Here is a 25,549-nt window from a genome sequence, read left to right as displayed (position 1 = left end):
TCCCCGCATGATCCGCGCCGCGACTCCCGCCGACATCCCCGCCATCCACACCTTCGTCCGCGAACTCGCCGAGTACGAGAAGGCACCGCACGAGGCCAAGGCGACCCCGGACCAACTCCACGAGGCCCTCTTCGGCGAGCATCCCGCCGCCTACGCCCACATCGCCTGCGACGACACGACAGGCGACCCGGTCGGCTTCGCCCTCTGGTTCCTGAACTTCTCCACCTGGCGAGGCGTCCACGGCATCTACCTGGAGGACCTCTACGTCCGCCCCACCGCCCGCGGCGGCGGCCACGGCAAGGCCCTCCTCACCGAACTGGCCCGCATCTGCGTGGAACGCGGATACGAACGCCTGGAGTGGTCCGTCCTGAACTGGAACACCCCCTCCATCGCCTTCTACGAGGCGCTCGGCGCGCGACCGCAGGACGAGTGGACGGTCTATCGGCTGACGGACGGGCCACTCGGGGAGCTGGGCGCACGGGCATGAAGAAACCCAGGCCAGACAGGCGCTGACCTGGGCTTTTCCTTACCGAGAGCCCCCTGTCGGATTCGAACCGACGACCTACGCATTACAAGTGCGTTGCTCTGGCCAACTGAGCTAAGGAGGCCTGCACGCGTGTGACGCGGTGACGTGCCCGAGCAGTGTACCCAGGCCGCGGGGTGGCCCTCTCGAAAATTTCGGCGAAGTTCACACTCCCGCAGGTACTGACAGAAGGTGTTGACGCCAGGTACCGTCCTGACCCAGTCCGCGCATGTGGACTACACCACCCTGGGCTGTGTCCGGGGCGGCTCACCACCTTCCTACAACGGATCGTCCGGCACGTTCCTGCCGGTAGAAGGGGGCCCTTCACCATGGCCACTGTTTCGTTCGACAAGGCGACCCGGATCTACCCGGGTTCCACCAAGCCCGCCGTCGACGCTCTGGAAATCGACATCGAGGACGGCGAGTTCCTCGTCCTGGTCGGCCCGTCGGGTTGCGGCAAGTCCACCTCGCTCCGGATGCTCGCGGGGCTCGAGGACGTGAACGGCGGTTCCATCCGCATCGGTGACCGTGACGTCACGCACCTGCCGCCCAAGGACCGGGACATCGCCATGGTGTTCCAGAACTACGCGCTGTACCCGCACATGTCGGTCGCCGACAACATGGGCTTCGCGCTCAAGATCGCCGGCGTCAACAAGACGGAGATCCGGCAGAAGGTCGAGGAGGCCGCGAAGATCCTCGACCTGACGGAGTACCTGGACCGCAAGCCGAAGGCGCTCTCCGGTGGTCAGCGTCAGCGTGTCGCCATGGGACGCGCGATCGTGCGTGAGCCGCAGGTGTTCCTCATGGACGAGCCGCTGTCGAACCTGGACGCCAAGCTCCGCGTCAGCACCCGTACGCAGATCGCCTCGCTGCAGCGCCGTCTCGGCATCACGACCGTCTACGTCACCCACGACCAGGTCGAGGCCATGACGATGGGCGACCGGGTGGCCGTGCTGAAGGACGGTCTGCTCCAGCAGGTCGACTCGCCGCGCAACATGTACGACCGGCCCGCGAACCTCTTCGTCGCCGGCTTCATCGGCTCCCCCGCGATGAACCTGGTCGCGGTCCCGATCACCGACGGCGGTGTGAAGTTCGGCAACAGCGTCGTCCCGGTCAGCCGTGACGCTCTGAAGGCCGCCTCCGACAAGGGTGACACCACGGTCACGGTCGGTGTCCGTCCGGAGCACTTCGACATCGTCGAGCACGGCGGCGGCGCCGCCGCGTCCCTGTCGAAGGACACCGAGGACGCCCCGGCCGGTCTCGCGGTCTCCGTGAACGTCGTCGAGGAGCTCGGCGCCGACGGCTACGTCTACGGCAGCGCCAAGGTCGGCGACGACCTCAAGGACCTGGTCGTCCGCGTCAGCGGCCGCGCGGTCCCGGACAAGGGCGCCACGCTGCACGTCGTGCCGCGGCCGGGCGAGATCCACGTGTTCTCGACCTCCACGGGCGAGCGCCTCACCGACTGAGGCGAAAAGAGCGACCGACCCGGGCGCATTCACCCGAGTTGACGAAGAGGTCCCCGCAGCAGGCTGCGGGGACCTCTTCGTTGTCGGCAAATACCCCGGCAGACCGGCCATTTCGAGCAGTGTGCGTCAACCCGCTACCCAAAAAAACGCACCGCTCGTCCCTCGAAACGGTGACTAAATGTCGCCAAATCATCACCCCGCGCTACCCTCACACGCGTGAAGCACTCCACTAACGAACAGACGCGAGGCGGCCGGGGCCCCGCCCGCCGGATCGGCCGCTCCCTCGCCCTCGTCCTGCCCGTCGTCCTGGTGCTCTCCGGGACCCTCGCGGTCACCCGGGTCAACTGGTCGGGGAATCCCTCGAACTCGGTGCTCACCGCGTCGGACGCCACACTGTCGGACGCCAAGGCGCCCGCGGCCCGTGCTCCGCAGGACGTGCTGCGCGACCGGCTCCTGACCGAGCTCCAGGAGAAGAACCCCGGCGTCGCACTCACGCACCTCCAGGAGGCGGTCAACGGCCGTCCGTCGCTGGCGAAGCACTGTGTGTCCATCGCGCGTGCCCTGGGCCGTGCCGCGGTCCGTGTGTACGGGCCGACGCGTGCGCAGTCGTACGCCCGCCCGGTCTGTGACACGTCCTTCGCGACGGGCGTCGCGGCGGCGCACAGCTGATCGCGGCTCGACGGGGGGAGGGTGATAACGGCTGATTAAGGAACGGTTGCGACCCGGGTCGCGGGCGGGACGCCACGTACAGTTCGGTCATGACCGATCCGAATGCCGCGTCCCGCCCTGTTCAAGCCGTCGTTCTGGCCGGCGGCCAGGGATCCCGGCTGCGTCCCTACACCGACGACCGGCCCAAGCCGATGGTCGAGATCCCCGGTACGGGGACTCCGATCATCGGCCATCAGCTTGTCTGGCTCGCCGAGGAGGGCGTGACCGACGTGGTGGTCAGCTGCGGCCACCTCGCCGACGTCCTGCAGAAGTGGTTGGCGAGCGCCGACCTGCCGGTGAACATCACGACGGTCGTCGAGACGGAGCCGCTCGGCCGCGGCGGCGGTCTGAAGTACGCCGCCGCGCATCTTCCGCACCCGGACCGGGCCTGGTACGCCACCAACGGCGACATCTGGACCCGTTTCTCGCTGCGTGACATGGCGGACTTCCACACCGAGCGCGACGCGGTGGCGACCCTCGCGCTGGCCCGCCCGCGTATTCCGTGGGGGGCGGTGCAGACGGACGGCTTCGGGCACGTCACGGACTTCATCGAGTCCCCGCCGACGACGTATGAGATCAATGCGGGCGTGTATGTCTTCTCGCCGGAGTTCGCGGGGCTGTTGCCCGAGCGCGGCGATCATGAGCGTACGACGTTTCCCCACCTTGCGCGTGAGCGGCGGTTGGCCGGGTTCCCGATTCCGCAGGGGTCGTATTGGCGTGCCATCGATACGGCGAAGGATTTGACGGAGGCGGCGAAGGAGCTGGCCGCGTTGGGGCGGTAGGGCTCCGGGGGTCGTCTTCAGAGCGCGGGCCGGTGGGGGCTGATCGCGCCTACGCGGCGGAGCCGCATGTCGTCACGGCCCCGCGCCCCTGAAAGGCGTTGCAGTCTCCTGCGACGAAGGGGCCCCGCACGTCATCCGTGCGGGGCCCCTTCGTCGTGTGGGCCAGGATGTTCAGCCGGCAGGCGTGCCCAGGACTTCGCCCACCGGCTCCGCTACCCCAACAGGCCGCCTACCAGGCCCGGCTGGGAGGTGGAGCCTCCGCTGTCGGAGCCGCCTGACGAGCCGCCGGTTGCGCTGCCGCCGGAGGTGGGGCCTGCGGTGGTGCTGGGAGCCTGCTGGACCGGGGAGGACTGCTGCGGTGGGGCCTGCCCGGTGGTGCCCTGGGTCTGGCTGGGCGAGCTGCCGGTGGCGGTGCCGCGGGTGGTGCCCGGGGTGGTGGCGGTGTCGGCGGGCGGGCTGGCTCCTGCCGTGGCGCCCTGGGTGGGGGAGCTGGAGGCCGACGGGGTTTCCCTGTGCCGCTTGGTGGGGTCCTGGGGGAGCGGGGAGCCGGGCAGTTCGTTGCGCGGGGCCTCGCCGGGGCCGGGGACGACGACGCGGTCGGCGTCGCGGACGGCCCCGCCGAGGAGCGAGCCGATGAGCAGGGTGAGCCCGGTGACGATGGCGGTGATGAGGGCGCCGCGGCGCAGGACGTAGCGGCGCAGGTCCCAGAGGTCGGCGCGGGGGCCGAGGCGGCGCCAGGCGCTGCCGGCGAGGCGGCCGTCGATGGAGTAGACGGGGGCGCCGGCGATGATCAGCGGGGACCAGGCGGCGAGGTAGATGATGTCGGGGGTGTCGTAGGCGGGGACGCTCTTCCAGCTGACGGTGACGAGGAGCGCGGCGGAGAGGCCGGCGCCGACGACCGCGCCGACGCGCTGCCAGCAGCCCAGGATCGTGAGGACGCCCACGATGACCTGGAGGAAGGCGATGACGAGGCCGGCGCCGACGGGGTGCTGGAGGGCGAACTGCCGCAGCGGCTCGGCGACTTCCCAGGGGTGCAGGGTGTTGAGCCACTTGACCATGGAGCCGCGTTCGCCGCCGTCGAAGTAGACGGGGTCGCAGAGCTTGCCCATGCCGGCGTACATGGAGATGAAGCCGAGGAAGATCCGGAGAGGGAGGAGGACGACGCCGAGGTTCATGCGGCGGCCCGGGTAGTAGGCGTGCCGGCCGGGGTCGTCTCCGTGGCGCTTGGCGGAGCGGGTGTGGTCGGTGCCGCAGTAGTCGTCGAACTGCTCGCTGCTGTAGGCGGGTTCGTCGTCGACGCTGCCCACCGTCCGCATGTTCGGCAGGAGTCGGGTGCCGTGCGGGGTGGGGGTCCCCCCGCTCGAGCGGAGCCGAGGGTGGGGGAGGGTGCGCTGGGCGCCGACGACGGGGGTTTCGACGGTCCGGGTGAGGTCGTCGTAGCCGGTGTCGGCGTAAGTGCCGTCGGCGTAGCCGCCGTTGACGTCGACGCGGGGGATGACCTGGGTGGCTCCGGCGTCGGCGGCGGAGGGGGCCGGTTCCTCGCCGTGGCGGACGCTTCCGCCCCGTACGGCCTGGAGCAGGCGGTGGGCGCCCGTGTCGTCGGGGTCGGACTTGCCGCTCCAGACGACGGGCCGGCGGCGGGCGCCCGCGCTCGCGCCGGGTCTGCCGACCGCGGCGCCGGCGACGGGCATCAGGGCGGTGTCCTCGGTGGCGCTCAAGTTCCGTGCGATCCGCGAGGATTGGCCGCGCCGCGTCGAAGCGCCCAACTGCACGCGGAAGCTCGCATGATTGACGATGATCTGCGCCGGATCGCTCGGCACCTTCACCATGCTCAGCGCGGGAGCGTCGTCGAATCCCGACGGGCCGTCCCCCGTAGGTGTGCGGGGTGTTCTGGTGTCCACGCTCATCTAACCGAGTGACGTGTGGTTAGGACACTGCCTTGACTGGGCGGATCTGTCCGGGCCCCGTCAAGGTTGTCCTCGACGCCAGGAATACCCCGTGTGGGTGACTACGTCGAACAATCGCTCAGGCGCGTCGTCGTGCCGTCTCGTAGAGCACGATGCCCGCCGCGACACCGGCGTTGAGCGACTCGGCGCCGCCCGGCATCGGGATCCGCACCCGGTGGTCGCAGGTCTCGCCGACCAGCCGGGACAGTCCCTTGCCCTCGCTGCCGACGACGATGACGACGGGCCCCGACAGGGCTTCCAGGTCACCGAGTTCGGCCTCACCGTCGGCGGCCAGGCCGACGACCGTGATGCCGGCCTTCTTGTACGCCTCGAGGGCGCGCGTCAGGTTGGTGGCGCGGGCGACGGGCGTACGGGCGGCCGTACCGGCGGACGACTTCCAGGCGCCGGCGGTCATGCCGGCCGCGCGCCGCTCGGGGACGACGACGCCGTGGCCGCCGAAGGCGGAGACGGAGCGGACGACGGCGCCGAGGTTGCGCGGGTCGGTGACGCCGTCGAGGGCGACGATGAGGGGGTCCTCGCCCTTGTCGTAGGCGGCGCTCGCGAGGTCCTCGGGGTGCGCGTACTCGTAGGGCGGGACCTGCAGGACGAGGCCCTGGTGGTTGAGACCGTTGGTCATGCGGTCGAGCTCGGGGCGGGGGGCCTCCATGAGGTGGATCCCGCCGCGCTCGGCGGCGAGCTGGAGTGCCTCGCGGACCCGCTCGTCGTTGTCGATGAACTGCTGGACGTAGAGCGTCGTCGCGGGCACGCCGTCGCGCAGCGCCTCGAAGACGGGGTTGCGGCCGACGACCATCTCCGAGGTGCCCTTGCCGCCCCGGCCGCGGGCCGCGGGCCGGCGTACCGTCTGCTTCGCCTTGGCGTTGGCGACGCGGTTCTTCTTGTGTCCCTTGCGCATCTCGGCGGGCGGGGTCGGGCCCTTGCCTTCGAGACCCCTGCGTCGCTGGCCGCCACTGCCGACCTGCGCGCCCTTCTTGCCGGACATGCGGCGGTTGTTGGCTGCCATGACCTACCTGTCTGTTCTCTGCTTCTGTTCACTGCGAATTCGAAGCGTGCGTGTGTACGTATATGCAGTGTGCCGCCCGGATGGCCGGGCGGCACAATCGATCAAGAAAGGGTCAGCGCGGGCCGAGGCTCCAGCGCGGACCCTGCGGGCTGTCCTCGATGACGAGACCGGACTGGTTGAGCTGGTCGCGGATGGCGTCCGCGGTGGTCCAGTCCTTGCGGGCGCGGGCCGCCTCGCGCTGGTCGAGGACCAGTCGTACGAGGCTGTCGACGACCCCGTGGAGGTCGTCGCCGCGGTCGGTCTCGCCGGCCCAGTGCGGGTCGAGCGGGTCCAGGCCGAGGACGCCGAGCATGGCGCGCACCTCGGCGAGGCGGGCCACGGCGGCTTCCTTGTCGTCGGCGGCCAGCGCGGAGTTGCCCTGCCGGACGGTGGTGTGCACGACGGCGAGGGCCTGCGGGACGCCCAGGTCGTCGTCCATCGCCTCGGCGAAGGCGGGCGGGACGTCGGCGGAGGGTTCGACGACTCCCCCGGCCTTCTCCACCACGCGCTGCACGAAGCCCTCGATCCGTGCGAACGCGGACTCGGCCTCGCGCAGGGCCTCCTCGCTGTACTCGATCATCGAGCGGTAGTGCGGGGTGCCGAGGTAGTAGCGCAGGACGATCGGGCGCCAGCGCTGGACCATCTCGGAGACGAGGACGGAGTTGCCGAGCGACTTGGACATCTTCTCGCCGCTCATGGTGACCCAGGCGTTGTGCACCCAGTACCGGGCGAACTCGTCGCCGTAGGCCTTGGCCTGGGCGATCTCGTTCTCGTGGTGCGGGAAGATCAGGTCCAGGCCGCCGCCGTGGATGTCGAAGGCGGAGCCGAGGTACTTGTGGGCCATCGCCGAGCACTCCAGGTGCCAGCCGGGGCGGCCACGTCCCCACGGCGTCTCCCAGCTGGGCTCGCCCGGCTTGGCCGCCTTCCACAGGGCGAAGTCGCGGGGATCGCGTTTGCCGGTCTCGCCCTCGCCGGAGGGCTGGAGCAGGTTGTCGAGCTCCTGGTTGGACAGGCGCAGGTACTCCGGGAAGGACCTCACGTCGAAGTAGACGTTGCCGTCGGCCTCGTAGGCGTGTCCGCGCTCCATGAGGCCGCGCATCATCTCGATCATTTCGGTGACGTGGCCGGTGGCGCGTGGTTCGTATGTGGGGGGCAGGCAGCCGAGCGCGGTGTAGCCGTCGTCGAAGGCCCGCTCGTTCTCGTAGCCGATCGACCACCAGGGGCGGCCCTGGTCGGCCGACTTGGCGATGATCTTGTCGTCGATGTCGGTGACGTTGCGGATGAACGTGACCTCGTAGCCGCGGTACTGGAACCAGCGGCGCATGATGTCGAAGTTCAGGCCCGAGCGGATGTGCCCGATGTGCGGTGCTGCCTGCACGGTGGCGCCACACAGGTAGATCGAGACACAACCCGGCGTGAGCGGGGCGAAGTCACGGATCTGCCGGGCGCTGGTGTCGTACAGGCGAATGGTCACGAGTCCAGGGTAGTAGGCGCAGGGCGATGCCTTGCGCCCGTTCCCGCCAAGGCCACACATTCGTGACGTCGGCCGGCTTCGTCAGCCGGTCCGCACCACCAGCGCCGTCGCGATCGCCATCAGCCCCTCCCCCCGTCCGGGGAAGCCGAGGCCGTCGGTGGTCGCGCCGGACACCGAGACGGGGGCGCCGGCCGCCTCCGACAGAAGTTTCTGCGCCTCGTCCCGGCGCTTGCCGATCTTCGGACGGGGTCCTACGACCTGTACGGCGACGTTGCCGATGGTGAAGCCGGCCTCGCGGACGATCCGGGCGGCCTCGGTGAGCAGCGTGACACCGGAGGCGCCGGACCACTCGGGGCGCCCGGTGCCGAAGTGCTGACCGAGGTCTCCGAGGCCGGCCGCCGAGAACAGGGCGTTGCAGGCGGCGTGGGCGACGACATCGGCGTCGGAGTGGCCGGCGAGTCCCGTGCCCTCGCCCTCCCACTTGAGGCCGGCGCACCACAGCTCGCGGCCCTCTTCGAAGGCGTGGATGTCGGTGCCGATGCCGACCTGCGGAAGCAGGGCTCCCTCAGAAGCCATCGGTGAGCCTCCTGCGGGCCAGGACCGCCTCCGCGAGGAGGAGGTCCAGCGGGCGGGTGACCTTGAAGGCCTCCTCGTGGCCGGGGACGGTCACGACCGTCTCGCCGAGCTGCTCGACCATGCTCGCGTCGTCGGTCACGTTGTCGATGACCGTCTCGTGGGCGCGGACCAGGGTGGCTCGGTCGAAACCCTGCGGGGTCTGTACGGCACGCAGGCGGGCCCGCTCGGGAGTGGCCACGACGGGCTCCGGCTCGCCCGGCGTCGCGGCCGGTTCGACCTCCTTCACGGTGTCCGCGAGGGGCAGCGCCGGGACGACGGCCACGGCCCCTTCCCGTACGGCATCGATGACGGCGTCCACCGTGTCGACCGGGACGAGGGGGCGGGCCGCGTCGTGCACGAGCACGATGTCGTACTCGGGCGGCAGGGCGTCCAGGCCGAGCTTCACGGACTCCTGGCGGCTCTCGCCGCCGGGCACCACGAGGTAGTCGGTGCGCTCGGGCAGGGCATGCGCGTCGAGCAGGGACTTGACCTCGCCGGCGCCGTCGGGCGGGGCGACGACGACCACGAGGGAGACGGCTCGGGACGCGGCCAACGCGCGCAGCGCGTGGATGAGCATGGGCGTGCCGTTCAGCGCGCGGAGCGCCTTGGGGGCGCCCGGGCCGAGGCGTACGCCGCGGCCGGCGGCCGGAATCACCGCGGCCGTGCGTGCAGCCGTGGGCGACGGAGGCGAAACGTCAGACATCGGTTCCTGTCAGGTTTGTGTGATCGAGGCCCTGCCGCCAAACCGGCGTCGTCCGCCCGGCAGGCGCCGGTTTGGCGGCAGGGCCTACGTGGGTATGGCCTCAGCGTGTCGGGAACGACAGCTTGACCGGAACCCTTCCGTGACCCTGGTCGAGGCCGTTGTCCGGGCCCGGCACACCAAGTATCGGGGGATCTTCCTCGAGATGAACACGCGTACGGCGCCCGAGTGCGGACATGCCGCAGCGCCCGGCGACGAGGAATACGTCATCGGGCACCGCGGCATTTCAAATGTGCTGAGGCTGGCTTGCGCCGGCGTCAGGACGCGAGGACCTCGTCGAGCAGGGCCTCGGCCTTGTCCTCGTTCGTGTTCTCCGCGAGCGCGAGCTCGCTCACCAGAATCTGGCGGGCCTTGGCGAGCATGCGCTTCTCACCGGCGGAGAGTCCACGCTCACGCTCACGACGCCACAGGTCACGCACGACTTCCGCGACCTTGATGACATCGCCGGAGGCGAGCTTCTCCAGGTTTGCCTTGTAGCGACGCGACCAGTTCGTGGGCTCCTCGGCGTACGGCGCGCGCAGCACCTCGAAGACCCGGTCCAGTCCGTCCTGACCGACCACATCACGCACGCCGACGAACTCCGCATTGTCCGCTGGCACACGTACCGTCAGATCACCCTGGGCGACCTTCAGCACCAAGTAGGTCTTGTCCACGCCTTTGATCTGGCGAGTTTCGATGGCCTCGATCAGCGCGGCCCCGTGATGGGGATAGACCACGGTGTCGCCAACCTTGAACGTCATGTGACAGGTACCCCTTCCGTGGCTATCCAGAGTAACACGGAAACTGCGGGTTCTGAATGGCGTTTTCGCAGGTCAGGGCATATCTCGGGGCTTGACAACAGCAACAGGAACGTGCTGCGCGGGTTGAGCGGAAGAATGTATTCGCAGGTCGGAGCGGCTGTCCGGGTGAGGTGAAACGCGTACGTTACACGCACTCGGAGGCCCCTCCAGGTGGCCGAACATCCCCATATGTCCGCTTCCAAGCGTGCGACTTCCGCTACTCCGTTCGGTACGTGGAGTCGGGTACGAGACGAATCCGGAATTGATCACAGGGTCGCCCGACCGGCCGATCGTGATCAATTCAGGGGTTCAAGGATTCCTGCACAGAAAATCCCCGGCGCACGGTCGGCGGTACTTATGTGAATGGCGGACAAGCGCCCGGCCCAATGTGACTCAGGGGTCACTTGTGAGCACTGCGGCGACGGCCCGCCGAGGGAAGACGGAGGAAGAGGAGGACCCGGGGGGAGGGTCGGGTGCGGCGGCGTGGGAACGGCTCGGTAACCTGAGGCCGCTGACAGACACTTAGTGCGGCTTTACGGGCCGCCTCGCTCGAGTCAAGGAGTTGCCGCCGCCGTGAGCAGCAGCCTTCGACGCGGTGCCCTCGCCGCCGCCGCCATCGCGTTCTCGATCGCCTCGCTCTCCGCGTGCGCGGCCGGCAACAACGCACAGACCCTGGAGGTCAAGCCGGACAACGCTGCCACGACGGTCGGGACCATCAAGATCCAGAACGTCGTCGTCATCACCCAGCCGGACGCCGCGGCCGAGGGCCCGGCCGTCATCTCCGCCACTGTCTTCAACAGCGGCGACACCGCCCAGACACTGGACTCGGTGAGCGTCGCCGGCGGCGGCACCGCCGAGCTCAAGCCCGCCAAGGGCAACGGCAAGGTGACCGTCCCGCCCGGCGGCTCCGTCATCCTCGGCGGCAAGGGCAACGCCTCCGCCGCGCTGACCAAGGTCGGCGAGACCGTCAAGGACGGCAACGCCCAGAAGATCACCTTCACCTTCAGCAAGACCGGTCCCGTGAACCTGCGCGCGTTCGTCGTCCCGTCCGAGAGCTACTTCTCCAAGTGGGGCCCGACCGAGATCCCGGCGACGCCGAGCGACACGGCGAGCCCCACCGCGACGACGGGCGAGGAGCCGGGCACCGGCACCTCGGGCTCCCCCACCGAGTCCGCGTCGGGCACCCCGGCCGGCTCGGCCACCCCGACGGACACCGCGGCCGCCGGCCACTGAGCGGCCGTCCGAGATCGTCGTACGACGGAAGGGCGGGACCTCACCACGAGGTCCCGCCCTTCCGCATGAGGTGCGTGTCGGGCTACGGCTCGAACTTGTAGCCGAGGCCGCGGACCGTCACCAGGTACCGCGGCGCGCCCGGGTCCGGCTCGATCTTGGCGCGCAGGCGCTTGACGTGGACGTCGAGGGTCTTGGTGTCGCCGACGTAGTCGGCGCCCCAGACCCGGTCGATGAGCTGCATACGGGTCAGGACGCGGCCGGCGTTGCGCAGCAGCATCTCCAGGAGGTCGAACTCCTTGAGTGGGAGGTCGACCTTGGAGCCGGAGACCGTCACGACGTGGCGGTCCACGTCCATGCGCACCGGGCCCGCCTCCAGGGCGGCCAGGCTGACCTCCTCGGGCTCCCCGCGGCGGCGCAGCACGGCACGGATACGGGCGACCAGCTCGCGGGAGGAGAACGGCTTGGTCACGTAGTCGTCGGCCCCTATCTCCAGCCCGACGACCTTGTCGATCTCACTGTCCTTGGCGGTCACCATGATGACGGGGACGTTGGAACGGTTGCGCAGCTGGCGGCACACCTCGGTGCCCGGCAGGCCGGGCAGCATCAGGTCCAGGAGGACGAGGTCGGCGCCGTTGCGCTCGAACTCGTCGAGTCCGTCGGGCCCGGTGGTCGCGACGGCGACCTCGAAGCCTTCCTTGCGGAGCATGTACGACAGGGCGTCGGAGAAGGACTCCTCGTCCTCGACGACGAGCACTCGGGTCACGGAAGGACCTCCGGGGAGGGGAGCGGTTCGTAAGAAGATGGCTGGGGGGTGGGGTCGTCGGGCTCGTCATCGAGACCGTCGAGGTCGGGGTGCTGCTGCGCGCGGTCGCGGGCCGCACCCGCCTCCGGCAGTCGGAGGGTGAAGGTGGAGCCCTGTCCCTCGGAGCTCCATACGGTGACCTCCCCGCCGTGCGAGGCGGCCACGTGCTTGACGATGGCGAGGCCGAGGCCCGTGCCGCCGGTGGCACGGGAGCGGGCCGGGTCGACGCGGTAGAAGCGCTCGAAGATGCGCTCCTTGTCCTTGTCGGAGATCCCGATCCCCTGGTCGGTGACGGCGACCTCGATCATGTCACCGCCCGGCGCGGTCACCCGGCGTGCGGCTATGCCGACACGGGTGCGGGCGGGCGAGTAGTTGACGGCGTTCTCGACGAGGTTGCCGAGGGCGGCGGCGAGCTGGCCGCGGTTGCCGTAGACGTGCAGGTCGGCGGTGCCGCCGGCGGCCATGGTGATCTGCTTGCTGCCGGCCTGGTGCCGACAGCGGTCGACGGCCTCGGCGACGAGTTCGTCGACGCGGACCGGTTCGGCGTCCTCGAGCGGATCGTCGTTCTGTACGCGCGAGAGGTCGATGAGTTCCTGGACCAGGTTGGTCAGTCGGGTCGCCTCGATCTGCATGCGGCCGGCGAAGCGTTCCACCGCCTCCGGATCCTCCGAGGCGTCCATGACGGCCTCGGACAGGAGGGAGAGTGCGCCGACCGGGGTCTTCAGCTCATGGCTGACGTTCGCGACGAAGTCGCGCCGCACCGCCTCGATGCGCCGGGCCTCGGTGAGATCCTCTACGAGGAGCAGCACCAGGCGGGAGCCGAGGGGTGCGACGCGTGCGGAGACTGCGAGGGCCTCGCCGCGGCCGGTGCCGCGTCTGGGAAGGTCCAGCTCCACCTGGCGTATCTCCCCGTCGCGTCTGGTGTCGCGAGCCATGCGGAGCATCGGGTCCACGGAGAGCTTGCCGCCGCGGACCAGCCCGAGGGCGTACGCGGCGGAGCTGGCCTTGACCACGGCGTCCGCCTCGTCCAGTACGACGGCCGAGGACCGGAGTACGGACAGGACGGTGTCCACACCCGGCGGAAGCACCGGGTCCGTGTGCAGTGAGGTGCGGGTGGGGCGTTTCTGCTCCCGCTCGCTCCAGCGGAACGCCAGCATGGCGATGACGCCGGTGAGTACACCGGCGATCGCTGCCGCTGCGGCGACCGCCGCGTTCACGTCCATGCACCCAGGTTAGGCACGGGTCGGGCTCCGGCCACAGCCGTCCGAGTGCGAGCTCGAACACTCGTCGCCCAGAGTTCACCTTGGAGCCAGTGATGGTTCATTTGGGGTGACGGAAACCGACGCGTACAGGGCGGAACGTGGGAGCGTGGGGTACGAAGCACCGGTTTTGCACGCACAGGCGCGCCGGGCCCCGGCCCCCGGTGACCCCCGAAGACCACGTACGAGAGGGAATCCCTGATGCGGGACGCGTACCACGAGGAACTTGATTCGATCGGCGACGGTCTGGTGGAGATGGCCCGGCTGGTCGGGTCGGCGATCGGGCGCGCCACGACGGCGATCCTCGACTCCGACCTCAAGCTGGCCGAGAGCGTCATCGAGGCCGACCAGCGGGTCGACGACCTCCAGCACGAGCTGGAGGCCCGGGCGATAGCGCTGCTGGCCCGCCAGCAGCCGGTGGCGACGGACCTGCGGATCGTCGTCACGTCGCTCAGGATGTCGGCCGACCTGGAGCGCTCGGGCGACCTGGCCCAGCACGTGGCGAAGCTCGCCCGGCTGCGCTTCCCGGCCCGTGCGATCCCGCACGACCTGCACGCGACCATCCTCGAGATGGGCCAGCTCGCGCAGCGCCTGATGGCGAAGGCCGCAGAGGTGATCATCACGAAGGACGTCGACCTCGCGCTCCAGCTGGAGCAGGACGACGACGCGATGGACCTCCTCCACCGCACCCTCTTCCAGCACCTGATGGACGACCGCTGGAAGCACGGCATCGAGACCGCCGTGGACGTCACCCTGCTCGGCCGCTACTACGAGCGGTACGCCGACCACGCCGTCGCGGTCGCCAAGCGGGTGGTGTACCTGGTGACGGGTGAGCACGCGGACGATCTTCAGCAGGAGATCCAGTCGGTGGCGGGGGTGGAGGGGGCGTGACGCTTCGGGGGTGCGAGTGCTGACCCTTCGGGCGTGCGAGGCCTGACCCGTCGGGCGTGCGGGTGCCTGTTCGGGGCGCTTGGGAGCCTCCGTGCGCCGTTGATGCGCCCATCGGAACGGGCATCCAATGGGCACAGGCACCAGCCTTGAGGAGGGACCATGGCCGAATCCCCCAGCACCCCCGGTACGCCACCCGACCCCACCCAGGAACGCCCGACCGAGCAGCCCGCCGAGATCAGGAACCTGACCTTGATCTCCGCGTGCGGCTGCGGGTCGGGGTGCGGGTGCGGGTGCCAGTCGGGGAACCCGTGCCAGTGCGGGTGACGGCGGCGTAGGGCGCCGACGGTCTCGTACGGCTTGGTTTGTACGGCTTGCTTCGTACGACGGTGAAGGGCTCCGGTGTTCGCCGGGGCCCTTCTCAGCGTCTCGGCGTGTCAGTGCTCGGGAGTCTTCCGGACCGTGAGGAAGACCTCGGTGGACCCGAGCCGCCGACCACCCACCAGGTCCGCCGCACGAATACTCTCCGGGTAGCCCGGGCTCCCGTACAGGCGCACCCTGAAAGAAGAGCAGGCGAACCACTCGCGCACTCGGAAGGACAAGGAGGTGCGAGGCCATGACGCAGTTCATGGACGTCCACCACGGCTTCGAGGGCATCACGTCCGAACAGCTGAGGGAAGCGCACGACGCCGACCTCGCCATAGAGAAGGAAGAGGGCGTGCACTTCGAGCGGGCCTGGGCCGACCCGGAGGCCGGAATCATCTACTGCCTCTCCGAGGCACCCTCTGCCGACGCGGTCCAGCGCGTCCACGAACGGGCGGGTCACAAGGCGGACGAGGTCCATCGGATACCGCTGTCGATCTGACGCACTGCACGAGGCCCTGATACTCGACGGCGTGCCGCAGGAAGACGCCGAGGCGGCAGTCGCGGCACTCCGCGATGTGGGAGCCGCGGCAGAAGCAAGGGAACAGCCACCGCCGGACTTCCTCAGGCCCTGACGACTGTCCCGAACAAAAAGCCCCCGCCCCGCGAGAACCGCAGACCGGGGGCTTACTGGCGTCTCGTTACCTCTTCTTGCCCTGGTTCTTGACCGCCTCGATGGCCGCCGCTGCCGCGTCGGGGTCGAGGTAGGTGCCGCCGGGCTTGAGGGGCTTGAAGTCGGCGTCGAGTTCGTACGACAGGGGGATGCCCGTGGGGATGTTCAGGCCCGCGATGTCGGCGTCGGAGATGCCGTCGAGGTGCTTGACGAGCGCGCGGAGGCTGTTGCCGTGGGCCGCGACCAGGACCGTGCGGCCGGTCAGGAGGTCGGGGACGATGCCGTCGAACCAGTACGGGAGCATGCGGACGACGACGTCCTTGAGGCATTCCGTCTGCGGGCGCAGCTCCGGCGGGAGGGTCGCGTAACGCGGGTCGTCGAACTGCGAGTACTCGGCGTCACGGTCCAGCGGCGGCGGAGGCGTGTCGTACGAGCGGCGCCACAGCATGAACTGCTCCTCGCCGAACTCGGCGAGGGTCTGGGCCTTGTCCTTGCCCTGGAGGGCGCCGTAGTGGCGCTCGTTCAGGCGCCATGAGCGGTGTACGGGGATCCAGAGGCGGTCCGCGGACTCCAGCGCGAGCTGGGCCGTGCGGATCGCTCGCTTCTGGAGCGAGGTGTGCACCACGTCGGGCAGCAGGCCGGCGTCCTTGAGCAGCTCACCGCCGCGGACTGCCTCCTTCTCGCCCTTCTCGTTGAGGTTGACGTCCACCCAGCCGGTGAACAGGTTCTTCGCGTTCCATTCGCTCTCGCCGTGGCGGAGGAGGATCAGCTTGTACGGTGCGTCGGCCATGCGTATGAGCGTAATCCAAGGGCTGGATGCCTCGTGCGTCCGCTCGACAGACGGACAGTTGACGGGATCTGCTGGGTCGCCGCGGTGGGGGTGGGGACTGCTGGCGATGTAGTGAGCGGTTCGGGACGCTGATGCGGCGGCTGCCGGCGGAGGAGTCGGCCGTCGTCGAGGCGCCCGGTGCGGCGGAGCCCGAGGTCAGCGCGGCCTGAGACGGGCTGACCAGGCGCAGGCACCGCGCCGGTTCCTGTCCCGGCGCCACGGGCGTCCTCACGGATGCATCCACGCCCCCTTCACCACCTTGTCGACCGCATTGCGCGGCCCATACACCGCGATCCCTACCAGATCCAGCTCCCCCGTCGGTACGGCCCGCACCGCCGCCCGGTTGTCCCGGTCGTTCCCCGTCGCGAAGAGGTCGGACGTGAACAGCGACCGCGGCAGCGCGCGGGACAGCACGCGCGCGTGGGCTGTCGTCAGCGTCTCCTTCGTGGCCTCGAAGACCATGACCGGCTGGCGGAACATCGGCAGGTAGGGCACGCCGTCGGCGTCCTCGTACGGTTCGCCGATCACCTCGGGGACCTGCGTGCCCAGGCCGCTGACCAGGAACGCAGTGACGTTCAGGCGCTGCCAGGGCTCCAGGTCCTCGCGCAGCAGGACGGCGATCTTGGTGTCGAAACGGATGGGTTCAGTGCTCATGCTCCGAGACTGCCGATCGCCGTACGACACCGTCTTGTACGTTCTTTGCATGACCGCCCAGCGGAACGTCTCCGCCTGGCGCCCGCAGGTGCCGGGCATCGTCGAGGTCTTCCACGCCCACTTCACCGAGTACGCGTATCCGATGCACGTCCATGAGGCGTGGACGCTGCTCATCGTGGACGACGGGGCCGTGCGGTACGACCTCGACCGGCACGAGCACGGCACGCCGCACGACACGGTGTCGCTGTTGCCGCCGCATGTGCCGCACAACGGCTCCCCCGTCACCCCGGAGGGCTTCCGCAAGCGGGTCCTCTACCTGGACGGCTCGCACCTCACCGACGACCTCATCGGTGCCGCCGTCGACGGGCCCGATCTGCGGGATCCCGTGCTGCGGCTGCGGGTCGGGCAGTTGCACGCCGCGCTCGCCCGGCCCGGGGACGAGTTGGAGGCCGAGAGCAGGCTGACGCTGGTGGGCGAGCGGTTGCGGGCGCATCTGCGGCCGAGTGCCGGCATCCCGGTCCCGCGCCGGGATCCCGTCCTCGCCCGGCGGTTGCGCGAACTCCTCGACGAGCGGGTTGCCCAGGGACTGTCCCTGGACGAGGCCTCGGGGCTGGTGCAGGCCCATCCCGCCCATCTCGTACGGGCGTTCAGCGCCGCGTACGGCATCGCGCCGCACCAGTATCTGAACGCCCGGCGCGTCGACCGGGCCCGGGGCCTGCTGCTCGCCGGGCGCGGGCCGGCCGACGTCGCCGCCGTCACGGGGTTCCACGACCAGGCTCATCTCACCCGCCACTTCAAGAAGTTGGTGGGGGTGACGCCGGGGCGCTACCGCGACAGCGGGGGGCGGGCAGGCCGTAAGTGACCCTTGGCCAGGTGCCGACGCGGCGTCAGTCGGCCGGCCGCTGTGTCAGATGGGCGAACGCGTCGAGGTTGCGGGTCGGCTCGCCACGGGACACCCGCCACTCGTACTCCTTGCGGATGGCGGAGGCGAAGCCCAGTTCCAGGAGGGTGTTGAAGGAGCCGTCGGCGGCTTCCAGGACCTGGCCGAGGATGCGGTCGATCTCGTCCGGCGTGATGGCGGCCAGGGGCAGTTTGCCGGTGACGTAGACGTCGCCGAGGGGGTCGACGGCGTAACTCACGCCGTAGAGCTTGAGGTTGCGTTCCAGGAGCCAGCGGTGGACGCTGGACTCGTTCTCGTCGGGGTGGCGGATGACGAAGGCGTTCAGTGAGAGGGAGTGCCGGCCCACCAGCAGGGACACCGTCGTCGACAGCTTGCGGGTGCCGGGGAGCTTCACGACGTAGTTGCCGGGTGCGGGGCTCTCCCACTCGAGTTCGGCGTCCTTCAGGACGCCCTCGATGACCTGTGCTGCCTTCTCTGCGTCAGCCATGGTGGGAGCGTACGCGACGCCGATGGGACTGGGCCGCGGCCGTGTAGACGTCCGCGGTCGCGGCGGCCGCGGTGTCCCAGCCGAACGACTGGGCGTGCCGGGCGGCGGCCGCGCCCATCCGGGCGGACAGCTGCGGGTCGTCGGCGAAATCGGCCAGCACGCGCGCGTAGGCGGCGGGATCGTGCCCTTGTACGAGGATCCCCGTCCGTCCGTCGTCGACGGCCACCGGCAGCCCGCCGACCGCAGCCGCGATGACCGGCGTGCCGGCCGCCTGGGCCTCTATGGCGACCAGCCCGAAGGACTCGCTGTAGGACGGCATCACGAGCACGGACGCGGCCCGGAACCAGTCGGCGAGCTGCTTCTGGCCGACGGGCGGGTGGAACCGTACGACATCGGCGACGCCCAGGCGGGCGGCCAGCTTCTGCAGGCCCTCCGGCTTGGCGAGGCCGCTGCCGCTGAGGCCTCCGACGACGGGCACGAGGAGGCGGGAGCGCAGTTCGGGGCGCTCGTCCAGCAGCACGGCCACCGCGCGCAGCAGCACGTCCGGTGCCTTGAGGGGCTGGATGCGGCCGGCGAAGAGGGGGATCAGGGCGTCCTGCGGGAGATCCAGGCGGGCGCGGGCGGCGGAGCGGCCGTCGGCGGGGCGGAAGCGGTCGAGGTTGACGCCCGGGTGGACCACGGCGACCTTGGCGGGGTCGGCCGCGTAGTGCCGTACGAGTTCCTCGCGCTCCTCGGCGGTGTTGGCGATGAGGCGGTCGGCGGCGGCGACGATCTGCGTCTCGCCGATGACGCGCGCGGCGGGTTCGGGGGTGTCGCCGTCGGCCAGGTTGGCGTTCTTGACCTTGGCCATGGTGTGCATGGCGTGCACCAGGGGGGTGCCCCAGCGCTGGGCGGCGAGCCAGCCGACGTGGCCGGAGAGCCAGTAGTGGGAGTGCACGAGGTCGTAGTAGCCGGGGCGGTGGCCGGCCCAGGCCTGCATCACGCCGTGCGTGAAGGCGCACAGCTGGGCGGGGAGCTCCTCCTTGGCGAGGCCCTCGTAGGGGCCGGCGTCGACGTGCCGGACCAGGACGCCCGGTGCGAGCTCCACGGCCGGCGGGAGGGCGGCGGTCGTGGACCGCGTGAAGATCTCCACCTCGATGTTGATCGCGGCGAGGCGCTGCGCGAGTTCCACGATGTACACGTTCATGCCGCCCGCGTCGCCGGTGCCCGGCTGGTGCAGCGGTGAGGTGTGCACGGAGAGCATGGCGACCCGGCGGGGCCTGCGGTGCAGCCTGAGCCGGGGGGGTGTGGCCGACGAGAGCCGCCCGAGCCTGGTGACGTGCTGGCTCACGGGCGTTCCTCCTCGCTGCGGGCATGCCTGACGGAGGGTGTGGGGCGCCCTCCAGAATCGGAAACACGGAGGGAGGCGTTCCCATTCCTGGCGGGGCGGTTTTTGCCCAGGCATTACCGGGTTTCGCTCAACCGTTCGACGGCGGTATGCGTCGGAAATGTGACGGCGGCACCTGAACCCGAACCCCGGGCGTGGCTCGGGGGTGACCCGGAAGCCGCCTACCCTCATACGCATGACATCCCGCGCCGCGGCCCTCCCCCACTCTCGGCTTCGTTCGAGCGGGGGGACCCCCATCGTGGGCACGGTGACGCGCGGGACGACCAATCCCAACCGGCTGCGGCGCATGGACCGCTGGATCGCGGCGACGCACGGCGTCGAGCTGCGCCGGGCGGACGACCCCGTCGCCGTCGACCTCGGGTACGGGGCCGCCCCCTGGACGGCCGTGGAACTGCTGCACCGCCTGCGTACCGTGGCGCCACGCGCGCGCGTGGCGGGCGTGGAGATCGAACCGGCGCGCGTCGCGGCGGCGAAACCGTACGAGCGCGACGGGCTGGTCTTCCAACACGGCGGCTTCGAGATCCCGGTCCCCGGGCCGCTCCACCTCGTCCGTGCCGCCAACGTCCTGCGTCAGTACGACGAGGCCGAGGTATCCGCCGTGTGGAAGCGGCTGCGTTCCCGGCTCGCGCCCGCGACGGCGGCCTCCCGTGGCGGACTGCTCGTCGAGGGGACCTGCGACGAGATCGGGCGCCGGCACGTGTGGGTCGCGCTCGGCCCGGAGGGGCCGCGCACGGTCACCTTCGCGACCCGGCTGGGGTCTCTGGAGCGGCCCTCGGACCTCGCCGAGCGGCTGCCGAAGGCGCTCATCCACCGCAATGTGCCGGGCGAGCCGGTGCACGCCTTCCTGCGCGACTTCGACCGCGCCTGGGCGGCCGCCGCGCCCTACGCGTCGTACGGCGCCCGCCAACGGTGGATCCGGGCGGTGCGGGACCTCGCGGCCGACTGGCCGGTGACGGATGCGCCGGGGCGGTGGCGGCAAGGAGAAGTGACGGTGGCGTGGGGGGCGTTGGCGCCGCGGGCCTGAGCGCTCGGCCGTCCTGGCCTGCGGGGAACGATCTCCGTGAGTCGTTCGTCACACAGGCGGGGAGATCGTCATGCCGGGGATGGAATGGGGGCAAGCACTGACTCTGTCGTCGTGTGCGGCGACCTCTGTCGTTTCGCGCGGCTCCATGGCACGATCCCCCAGACGTCCGTAAGTTACTGACGGTCAATCAGGTTGGGGGCAGAGGTATGGGTACGGGCAAGCGGGGCCTGATCGCGTCGGCCGTGACCGTGGTCAGTGCGGTCACCGTGCTGGCGGCACCGGGCACGGCGTTCGCGAACCCGACACCGACGCCGAGTGCGAGCGCGTCCACGACCGCCCTGACCAACAAGGACCTTGAGGCCGTACGCGCGCAACTCGACAAGCTCTACCGCGAGGCGGCCGCCGCCACGGACGCGTACAACGCGGCCGAGGAGAAGGCCGAGCAGCAGTCCGCGCAGCTCGTCGAGCTCGCGAAGAAGATCGTCCAGGGCGAGGAGCGGCTGGACGAGCTGAAGGAGCGCGCCGGCGCCGCGGCCCGGTCCCAGTACCGAAGCGGCGGGCTGCCGGACGAAGCCCACCTGATGCTCAGCGACAACCCGCAGGAGTTCCTCGACGGCGCCGGGCGGGTGCTCCAGGGACAGCGCGCCACCAAGGGCTTGATCGCGGAAACGTCCCGCACCCAGCAGGACTTGGAGCAGTACGCCAAGGACGCCTCCGCCCAGTGGAAGAAGCTGGAGTCGGGCCGCAAGGCCAAGGCCGCGGCGCAGAAGAAGATCGAGCAGCGGATCGCGGCGGCCGAGAAGCTCGAGTCCCGGCTTGAGGCGGACGAGAAGAAGCGCCTCGCCGAGCTGGAGAAGCAGGCCGCGCTCAAGGCGCAGACCTCCTGGCTCGACTCCGGCGTCCTCGACGGGATCAAGGGCGGCGCGACCGCGCAGGGCAAGAAGGCAGTGGAGTACGCGACCGCCCAGATCGGCAAACCGTACGAATGGGGCGCCGAGGGACCGAAGACGTACGACTGCTCCGGCCTGACCTCACAGGCCTGGGCGAGCGCCGGCAGCGCCATCCCGCGCACCTCGCAGCAGCAGTGGCAGCAGCTCACGCGGGTCGACGTCGCGGACATGCGGCCCGGCGACCTGATCATCTACTTCGACGACGCCAGCCATGTCGCGATGTACGTGGGCGACGGCGCGATCATCCATGCCCCACGGCCGGGACGGACGGTGACGCTGGCGGGTGCGGGGTCGATGCCGATACTCGGGGTGGTGCGGCCGGGCGCGTGAGGCTGCGCACGGCCGGGCGCGTGAAGGTCTGCGCGACCGGACGCGTGAGGCTGCGCACGGCCGGGCGCGTGAGAGTCGGCGCGACCGCACGCATGGGAAAGTCGGCCCGACCGGACGCATGTAAGTCGCTGCGGGTCGGCATCCCGGCACCGGTGACGTACGCCACGTGACCTGGCCCACGCCCAACGGCCCGCCAAACGGCCCGCGGACGTGACGTTCGTCATCCCCGGCTCACGACCGGCCTGTCCAACTGCGGCACATATCGCGGCATATGACAGCGGCGAGCGTACACGCGGCGTGCCTCACACCATTCCGTTGCGGTGCCGACAACCGCTATGGTCCCCGTCGGTAGGTCGAGGTCCCTCGCCCTGTCGTGCCCTCAGGGGGAGGGAAGGAACCCAAAACGATGCCCGTACCCGTACCGCGGCAGAGAGCGATCCCGGCCGTGGAGAGTGGTCAGGCGCAGGCCGCGTCCCCAGGCGGCGGCCCCTCCAAGGAAGAGCCCCCGCGCCAGGCGGACCCGACCGGGAACACGACGGCCGGGAACGCCACGGCCGGTGGCCCCGGCCGCACCACCGCCACCCGGACGAACAGCGCCGCAAGAGCCGCCGTGACCGCCACGACCGGCGCCGCGGCCAAGGCCGGCTCCCCGGAGACCCCCCTCACCCTCCTGGTGATCGAGGACGACCCCGGCGGCTCCGCCGTCGTGCCCGAGCTGCTGGACGCCGCCGGCAAGCCCATCCGCGTCCGCACGGCCCGCAACCTCACCGAGGCCGGGCGACTGCTGACCGATGACGTCCACTGCATCCTGCTCGACCTCGCGCTGCCCGTCACCGGCCGCCCCGATGACGACGACGAGCTCGCCGTGCTCAAGCACGTGCTCGAGCTCGCCCCCCGGCACGCCGTCCTCGCCCTCACCGCGTCCGGCGAGACCGAGCGCGGCGCCCAGGCGGTGCGCGTGGGCGCCCAGGACTACCTCTTCCGCGACGAGCTGGACAGCCGGCTGCTGAGCCGGGCGATCCGGTACGCCGTGGAGAGAAAGCGTTCCGACACGGCCGAACGGCGGCTCGCCGAGGGCAGGGTGCGCGCGCAGGAGAACCGCCGTCTGGAACGCGGGCTGCTGCCCACGCCCCTCCTGGACGGCTCCTCGCTCCGCTTCGCCGCCCGCTACCGCCCCGGCCGCTCGCGCGCGCTGCTCGGCGGCGACTTCTACGACACCGTCCGCACCCCGGACGGCACCGTCCACGCCATGATCGGCGACGTCTGCGGCCACGGCCCGGACGAGGCGGCGCTCGGCGTGGAGCTGCGTATCGCCTGGCGCGCGCTGACGCTGGCGGGCCTGTGCGGCGACGAGCTGCTCGGCACGCTCCAGCAGGTACTGGAGCACGAGCGCTCCGACGAGGAGATCTTCGCGACCCTGTGCACGGTCGACATAGCGCCTGACGGCCGCCGCGCGGGCCTGTGCCTCGCCGGCCACCCGTCGCCGCTGGTCGCCGGCCCGGGCCGGCCGGCCCAGCTGCTGCCGTACGACAACAACGGCCCCGCGCTGGGTCTGCTGCCGGGTGCCCGCTGGCCGCGGACGCAGGTGGAGCTGGGTGCCGAGTGGAGCCTGATGCTCTACACCGACGGCCTGATCGAGGGCCGCGTCGGCGACAGCGGCGAGCGGCTCGGCCAGGACGGCATGGTGAGGATGGTCCGCCGCCAGCTGTCCGAAGGCCTGCGCGGCGAGCAGCTGCTGCGGGCGGCGGTCAACGAGGTCCGCGACCTCAACGGGGGCGAGCTGACGGACGACGTGGCGGTCGTTCTGCTGGACCGGGTCGGCTGACCACCGGGCCTCGGCCCTGGGTCAGCGCAAGTCGTCGGTCCGGTCGGCCCGCCGGATCGGTCAGCGTCCGCCGTTGTACGGACCGTAGGGGCCGTCGCTGCTGGAGCCGCCCCGTCGGCTGCGGCCGCCGCCAGGGAGGCCGCGGAGCGCGGGTCGTACGTCGACCATGTACACGATGGTCGCGACGAGGCCGATGATCGGCAGGAACGACAGGATCGGGAACAGCAGGTTCACCACGAAGGCGATGCCCAGGATGATCAGCCAGAACGGCTTGGTCTTCTTGTCCGCCGCTCGATAGCCGTCCTCCCGGCGGGTGGCGGCGTCGATCAGCGCGAAGCCGCTGAACACGATCAGGGCCATGCTCAACAGCCACATGAAGCCCGCGAACCCCTGCATCAGCACTGCGTCCACCACCAGACTCGGCTCGTCCCTACGCGGTCACCGTACCCGTTCCCGCAAGTCCGCTACCCGGTGAACGGGCCGGGCACTCCGAGAGTGCCCGGCCCGTTCACCTACGCATACGCGCCGCCGCCGTTCACTTCGCGGGCGGCGTGGTCTTCTTGGCGGTGGTCTTGCGGGCGGCCGGGGCCTTCTTGGCCGCGGGCTTCTTCGCCGGCGCGGGCTCGGTCTTGGCCTCGGCGGGCTTCGGCTGCTCCTTGACCTCGACCGGCTGCGCCACCGGCTCGGCCTTCGGCTCGACGGCGACGGCCAGTTCCTCGATCTCCTCGGCGGCCTCGCCGCGCCAGGTCTTCACGGTCTGCTCGCCGCGCTCGGCGACCTTCTCGTAGGTCTCACGGGCCTTGACGGCGTACTCGGCGGCGACGCCCACGCTGCGCAGGGCGAAGTCCTGGGCGCTCTCGCCGAACTTCTTCAGGTCCGCGTCGATGGTGCTGCCGAGCTTCTTGATGTCACCGTCGAGGGTGCCGAGGAACTCGCCGACCTTGGCCTGGAGGCTCTCCTGAGCCTCCTTGGCCTTGTCGGCGGCCTCCTTGGCGCGCGCCTGGGCCTTCTCCTGGACGGTCTTCGGGTCGGTGTTGCGAACGGCGTCGATCCGCGCCGGCGCCTCGGCGCGCAGCTGCTCCACCAGGCCAGGCACCTTCTTGGCCTGCTGGAGGGCCAGGTCGGCGGTGCCGGCGGCGAAGTAGAGCGGAGTCGGGTCGCTGAGGGTCTTGCGCAGGTCGTCGGTGATGGCCATGGTGATGGTCCTCCCGGATTCACGTTCGGCTGAGGGTTTTGTGGTCCGCAGTCGGGCGGCCGGTGCCCTGGTCCGGCTCAACTGGCCGTCTGCTGCGGGTCGGCGTCAGTGCCGCCGGTCGTGCGGGTACGGCGTGCGGCGGACTTGCGCCCACCTGCCGTGCGGGTCTCTCGTACGGCGATCTCGCCATCCTGGGCGTCCATGGCATCGTCATTGCGAGCACCGGTGTCGGCCTCGGCCATGTCGTCCGTCGCCTCCGCCTCCCCTTCGTCCGCTGTCTCGATCCCGAAGCCGTTCTCCTTGCGGAAGGACTCGTAGATCTGGAGCAGCACCTGCTTCTGCCGCTCGTTCAGCGTGGGATCGGCGAGTATGACCGCGATGGTCTCCACCTCGTCCCGGTCCCGCTCGGCGTCGAGGATCCCGGCCCGCACGTACAGCGTCTCGGCGGAGATCCGCAGCGCCTTGGCGACCTGCTGCAGCACCTCCGCGCTCGGCTTGCGCAGCCCGCGCTCGATCTGGCTCAGATACGGATTGGACACCCCGGCGGCATCGGCGAGCTGCCTGAGCGACAGCTGCGCGGTGCGCCGCTGTTCGCGCAGGTACTCACCAAGATTGCCGACGTTGAGCGATGCCATG

General features: G+C 70.5%; 26 protein-coding genes and 1 tRNA gene. 11 read left to right on the top strand and 16 right to left on the bottom strand.

From position 1 onward, the window contains the following. The first annotated feature begins 7 nt into the window (after positions 1-7). A complete protein-coding gene (locus ACFYO2_RS39655) occupies positions 8-487 on the top strand; it encodes a GNAT family N-acetyltransferase (RefSeq protein WP_388359546.1) in 480 nt (159 codons plus the stop codon). 47 nt (positions 488-534) lie between these two features. On the opposite strand, the gene ACFYO2_RS39650 is transcribed toward ACFYO2_RS39655, so the two are convergent. Then, positions 535-608: transfer RNA gene (locus ACFYO2_RS39650), tRNA-Thr, on the bottom strand. Between the two features lie 244 nt (positions 609-852). Between ACFYO2_RS39650 and ACFYO2_RS39645 the strand changes: the two genes are divergently transcribed. The 3 genes from ACFYO2_RS39645 to ACFYO2_RS39635 all read left to right on the top strand — a co-directional run bounded on the left by ACFYO2_RS39645 (position 853) and on the right by ACFYO2_RS39635 (position 3,479). Next, the gene (locus ACFYO2_RS39645) at positions 853-1,989 is read left to right on the top strand and encodes an ABC transporter ATP-binding protein (RefSeq protein ID WP_388359543.1); all 1,137 of its coding nucleotides are present in this window, start codon (positions 853-855) and stop codon (positions 1,987-1,989) included. Positions 1,990-2,205: 216 nt separating this feature from the next. Continuing rightward, positions 2,206-2,658 carry a hypothetical protein gene (locus ACFYO2_RS39640; RefSeq protein ID WP_388359540.1) on the top strand — a complete coding sequence of 151 codons (453 nt, stop codon included), beginning with the start codon at positions 2,206-2,208 and terminating at the stop codon, positions 2,656-2,658. An 89-nt stretch (positions 2,659-2,747) separates the two neighbouring features. Further along, positions 2,748-3,479, top strand: coding sequence for an NDP-sugar synthase (locus tag ACFYO2_RS39635; RefSeq protein ID WP_388359537.1), 732 nt, complete (start codon positions 2,748-2,750; stop codon positions 3,477-3,479). Positions 3,480-3,691: 212 nt separating this feature from the next. Here ACFYO2_RS39635 and ACFYO2_RS39630 read toward each other — a convergent pair whose 3' ends face one another. The 6 genes from ACFYO2_RS39630 to ACFYO2_RS39605 all read right to left on the bottom strand — a co-directional run bounded on the left by ACFYO2_RS39630 (position 3,692) and on the right by ACFYO2_RS39605 (position 10,074). Next, positions 3,692-5,386, bottom strand: coding sequence for a DoxX family membrane protein (locus ACFYO2_RS39630; protein ID WP_388359534.1), 1,695 nt, complete (start codon positions 5,384-5,386; stop codon positions 3,692-3,694). A 118-nt stretch (positions 5,387-5,504) separates the two neighbouring features. Continuing rightward, on the bottom strand, positions 5,505-6,446 hold the full coding sequence (rlmB, locus tag ACFYO2_RS39625; RefSeq protein WP_388359532.1) for a 23S rRNA (guanosine(2251)-2'-O)-methyltransferase RlmB: 942 nt from the start codon (positions 6,444-6,446) through the stop codon (positions 5,505-5,507). Positions 6,447-6,558: 112 nt separating this feature from the next. Further along, complete coding sequence (gene cysS / locus ACFYO2_RS39620) at positions 6,559-7,959, bottom strand: cysteine--tRNA ligase (RefSeq protein WP_388359529.1); 1,401 nt, start codon at positions 7,957-7,959, stop codon at positions 6,559-6,561. A gap of 81 nt (positions 7,960-8,040) precedes the next feature. Continuing rightward, a complete protein-coding gene (gene ispF, locus ACFYO2_RS39615) occupies positions 8,041-8,535 on the bottom strand; it encodes a 2-C-methyl-D-erythritol 2,4-cyclodiphosphate synthase (RefSeq protein ID WP_388359528.1) in 495 nt (164 codons plus the stop codon). Continuing rightward, positions 8,525-9,277 carry a 2-C-methyl-D-erythritol 4-phosphate cytidylyltransferase gene (gene ispD, locus ACFYO2_RS39610; RefSeq protein WP_388359525.1) on the bottom strand — a complete coding sequence of 251 codons (753 nt, stop codon included), beginning with the start codon at positions 9,275-9,277 and terminating at the stop codon, positions 8,525-8,527. The genes ispF and ispD overlap by 11 nt, the downstream gene beginning before the upstream one ends. Before the next feature lie 314 nt (positions 9,278-9,591). After that, entirely contained in the window at positions 9,592-10,074 is a 483-nt protein-coding gene (locus tag ACFYO2_RS39605; protein WP_003953493.1) for a CarD family transcriptional regulator, read from the bottom strand. 612 nt (positions 10,075-10,686) lie between these two features. Here ACFYO2_RS39605 and ACFYO2_RS39600 point away from each other — a divergent pair. After that, entirely contained in the window at positions 10,687-11,346 is a 660-nt protein-coding gene (locus ACFYO2_RS39600) for a DUF461 domain-containing protein (RefSeq protein WP_388359520.1), read from the top strand. An 82-nt stretch (positions 11,347-11,428) separates the two neighbouring features. Here ACFYO2_RS39600 and ACFYO2_RS39595 read toward each other — a convergent pair whose 3' ends face one another. Further along, on the bottom strand, positions 11,429-12,109 hold the full coding sequence (locus ACFYO2_RS39595; protein ID WP_388359517.1) for a response regulator: 681 nt from the start codon (positions 12,107-12,109) through the stop codon (positions 11,429-11,431). Continuing rightward, a complete protein-coding gene (locus ACFYO2_RS39590) occupies positions 12,106-13,371 on the bottom strand; it encodes a sensor histidine kinase (protein WP_388359515.1) in 1,266 nt (421 codons plus the stop codon). The genes ACFYO2_RS39595 and ACFYO2_RS39590 overlap by 4 nt, the downstream gene beginning before the upstream one ends. A gap of 237 nt (positions 13,372-13,608) precedes the next feature. On the opposite strand from ACFYO2_RS39590, the gene phoU reads away from it, so the two are divergent. Together phoU and ACFYO2_RS39580 are read left to right on the top strand one after the other, a co-directional pair. Next, positions 13,609-14,298, top strand: coding sequence for a phosphate signaling complex protein PhoU (phoU, locus tag ACFYO2_RS39585; protein ID WP_388359513.1), 690 nt, complete (start codon positions 13,609-13,611; stop codon positions 14,296-14,298). Between the two features lie 613 nt (positions 14,299-14,911). Beyond that, a complete protein-coding gene (locus ACFYO2_RS39580; protein ID WP_388359510.1) occupies positions 14,912-15,160 on the top strand; it encodes an SCO4226 family nickel-binding protein in 249 nt (82 codons plus the stop codon). A 199-nt stretch (positions 15,161-15,359) separates the two neighbouring features. Here ACFYO2_RS39580 and ACFYO2_RS39575 read toward each other — a convergent pair whose 3' ends face one another. Together ACFYO2_RS39575 and ACFYO2_RS39570 are read right to left on the bottom strand one after the other, a co-directional pair. Further along, positions 15,360-16,121 carry a phosphoglyceromutase gene (locus ACFYO2_RS39575; RefSeq protein ID WP_388359508.1) on the bottom strand — a complete coding sequence of 254 codons (762 nt, stop codon included), beginning with the start codon at positions 16,119-16,121 and terminating at the stop codon, positions 15,360-15,362. A gap of 267 nt (positions 16,122-16,388) precedes the next feature. Further along, positions 16,389-16,814 (bottom strand): DUF2000 family protein, encoded by a 426-nt coding sequence (locus ACFYO2_RS39570; protein WP_388359505.1) that lies wholly within the window; start codon positions 16,812-16,814, stop codon positions 16,389-16,391. Between the two features lie 49 nt (positions 16,815-16,863). On the opposite strand from ACFYO2_RS39570, the gene ACFYO2_RS39565 reads away from it, so the two are divergent. Then, positions 16,864-17,676, top strand: a complete 813-nt coding sequence (locus tag ACFYO2_RS39565; RefSeq protein WP_388359502.1) for an AraC family transcriptional regulator — start codon at positions 16,864-16,866, stop codon at positions 17,674-17,676. A 25-nt stretch (positions 17,677-17,701) separates the two neighbouring features. On the opposite strand, the gene ACFYO2_RS39560 is transcribed toward ACFYO2_RS39565, so the two are convergent. After that, positions 17,702-18,202 carry a YbjN domain-containing protein gene (locus ACFYO2_RS39560; RefSeq protein ID WP_388359499.1) on the bottom strand — a complete coding sequence of 167 codons (501 nt, stop codon included), beginning with the start codon at positions 18,200-18,202 and terminating at the stop codon, positions 17,702-17,704. Then, a complete protein-coding gene (gene mshA / locus ACFYO2_RS39555; RefSeq protein ID WP_388359497.1) occupies positions 18,195-19,532 on the bottom strand; it encodes a D-inositol-3-phosphate glycosyltransferase in 1,338 nt (445 codons plus the stop codon). Before mshA ends, ACFYO2_RS39560 begins: the two co-directional genes overlap by 8 nt. 295 nt (positions 19,533-19,827) lie before the next feature. Here mshA and ACFYO2_RS39550 point away from each other — a divergent pair, with 295 nt between their 5' ends. The 3 genes from ACFYO2_RS39550 (at position 19,828) to ACFYO2_RS39540 (ending at position 23,718) form a co-directional block, all read left to right on the top strand. Continuing rightward, a complete protein-coding gene (locus tag ACFYO2_RS39550; protein WP_388359494.1) occupies positions 19,828-20,613 on the top strand; it encodes a class I SAM-dependent methyltransferase in 786 nt (261 codons plus the stop codon). Positions 20,614-20,819: 206 nt separating this feature from the next. After that, a complete protein-coding gene (locus ACFYO2_RS39545) occupies positions 20,820-21,893 on the top strand; it encodes an NlpC/P60 family protein (protein ID WP_388359492.1) in 1,074 nt (357 codons plus the stop codon). 406 nt (positions 21,894-22,299) lie between these two features. Further along, complete coding sequence (locus ACFYO2_RS39540; protein ID WP_388359490.1) at positions 22,300-23,718, top strand: PP2C family protein-serine/threonine phosphatase; 1,419 nt, start codon at positions 22,300-22,302, stop codon at positions 23,716-23,718. Between the two features lie 60 nt (positions 23,719-23,778). Here the strand turns inward: ACFYO2_RS39540 and ACFYO2_RS39535 are convergent, their stop codons facing one another. The 3 genes from ACFYO2_RS39535 to ACFYO2_RS39525 all read right to left on the bottom strand — a co-directional run bounded on the left by ACFYO2_RS39535 (position 23,779) and on the right by ACFYO2_RS39525 (position 25,548). Further along, complete coding sequence (locus ACFYO2_RS39535) at positions 23,779-24,114, bottom strand: DUF2516 family protein (protein ID WP_388359632.1); 336 nt, start codon at positions 24,112-24,114, stop codon at positions 23,779-23,781. A 139-nt stretch (positions 24,115-24,253) separates the two neighbouring features. Continuing rightward, positions 24,254-24,913, bottom strand: a complete 660-nt coding sequence (locus ACFYO2_RS39530; RefSeq protein ID WP_388359487.1) for a hypothetical protein — start codon at positions 24,911-24,913, stop codon at positions 24,254-24,256. 77 nt (positions 24,914-24,990) lie between these two features. Beyond that, positions 24,991-25,548, bottom strand: coding sequence for a helix-turn-helix domain-containing protein (locus ACFYO2_RS39525; RefSeq protein ID WP_388359485.1), 558 nt, complete (start codon positions 25,546-25,548; stop codon positions 24,991-24,993). Between the last annotated feature and the right edge of the window lies 1 nt (position 25,549).

It is taken from the genome of Streptomyces sp. NPDC006602, from assembly GCF_042870385.1.
In the GTDB taxonomy this organism is placed as follows: domain Bacteria; phylum Actinomycetota; class Actinomycetes; order Streptomycetales; family Streptomycetaceae; genus Streptomyces.
This window is presented reverse-complemented; position numbering and strand designations above follow the sequence as displayed.

What these genes read in the sequence shown, in the direction of transcription:
- ACFYO2_RS39545 (WP_388359492.1), top strand. Translation starts at nt 20,820, where the DNA reads ATGGGTACGGGCAAGCGGGGCCTGATCGCGTCGGCCGTGACCGTGGTC.
- ACFYO2_RS39590 (WP_388359515.1), bottom strand. Translation starts at nt 13,371, where the DNA reads ATGGACGTGAACGCGGCGGTCGCCGCAGCGGCAGCGATCGCCGGTGTA.
- ACFYO2_RS39525 (WP_388359485.1), bottom strand. Translation starts at nt 25,548, where the DNA reads ATGGCATCGCTCAACGTCGGCAATCTTGGTGAGTACCTGCGCGAACAG.
- ACFYO2_RS39630 (WP_388359534.1), bottom strand. Translation starts at nt 5,386, where the DNA reads ATGAGCGTGGACACCAGAACACCCCGCACACCTACGGGGGACGGCCCG.
- ispF (WP_388359528.1), bottom strand. Translation starts at nt 8,535, where the DNA reads ATGGCTTCTGAGGGAGCCCTGCTTCCGCAGGTCGGCATCGGCACCGAC.
- ACFYO2_RS39565 (WP_388359502.1), top strand. Translation starts at nt 16,864, where the DNA reads ATGACCGCCCAGCGGAACGTCTCCGCCTGGCGCCCGCAGGTGCCGGGC.
- ACFYO2_RS39645 (WP_388359543.1), top strand. Translation starts at nt 853, where the DNA reads ATGGCCACTGTTTCGTTCGACAAGGCGACCCGGATCTACCCGGGTTCC.
- ACFYO2_RS39530 (WP_388359487.1), bottom strand. Translation starts at nt 24,913, where the DNA reads ATGGCCATCACCGACGACCTGCGCAAGACCCTCAGCGACCCGACTCCG.
- ACFYO2_RS39655 (WP_388359546.1), top strand. Translation starts at nt 8, where the DNA reads ATGATCCGCGCCGCGACTCCCGCCGACATCCCCGCCATCCACACCTTC.
- ACFYO2_RS39575 (WP_388359508.1), bottom strand. Translation starts at nt 16,121, where the DNA reads ATGGCCGACGCACCGTACAAGCTGATCCTCCTCCGCCACGGCGAGAGC.
- rlmB (WP_388359532.1), bottom strand. Translation starts at nt 6,446, where the DNA reads ATGGCAGCCAACAACCGCCGCATGTCCGGCAAGAAGGGCGCGCAGGTC.
- ispD (WP_388359525.1), bottom strand. Translation starts at nt 9,277, where the DNA reads ATGTCTGACGTTTCGCCTCCGTCGCCCACGGCTGCACGCACGGCCGCG.
- ACFYO2_RS39540 (WP_388359490.1), top strand. Translation starts at nt 22,300, where the DNA reads ATGCCCGTACCCGTACCGCGGCAGAGAGCGATCCCGGCCGTGGAGAGT.
- phoU (WP_388359513.1), top strand. Translation starts at nt 13,609, where the DNA reads ATGCGGGACGCGTACCACGAGGAACTTGATTCGATCGGCGACGGTCTG.
- ACFYO2_RS39560 (WP_388359499.1), bottom strand. Translation starts at nt 18,202, where the DNA reads ATGGCTGACGCAGAGAAGGCAGCACAGGTCATCGAGGGCGTCCTGAAG.
- ACFYO2_RS39605 (WP_003953493.1), bottom strand. Translation starts at nt 10,074, where the DNA reads ATGACGTTCAAGGTTGGCGACACCGTGGTCTATCCCCATCACGGGGCC.
- ACFYO2_RS39635 (WP_388359537.1), top strand. Translation starts at nt 2,748, where the DNA reads ATGACCGATCCGAATGCCGCGTCCCGCCCTGTTCAAGCCGTCGTTCTG.
- ACFYO2_RS39535 (WP_388359632.1), bottom strand. Translation starts at nt 24,114, where the DNA reads ATGCAGGGGTTCGCGGGCTTCATGTGGCTGTTGAGCATGGCCCTGATC.
- ACFYO2_RS39570 (WP_388359505.1), bottom strand. Translation starts at nt 16,814, where the DNA reads ATGAGCACTGAACCCATCCGTTTCGACACCAAGATCGCCGTCCTGCTG.
- ACFYO2_RS39580 (WP_388359510.1), top strand. Translation starts at nt 14,912, where the DNA reads ATGACGCAGTTCATGGACGTCCACCACGGCTTCGAGGGCATCACGTCC.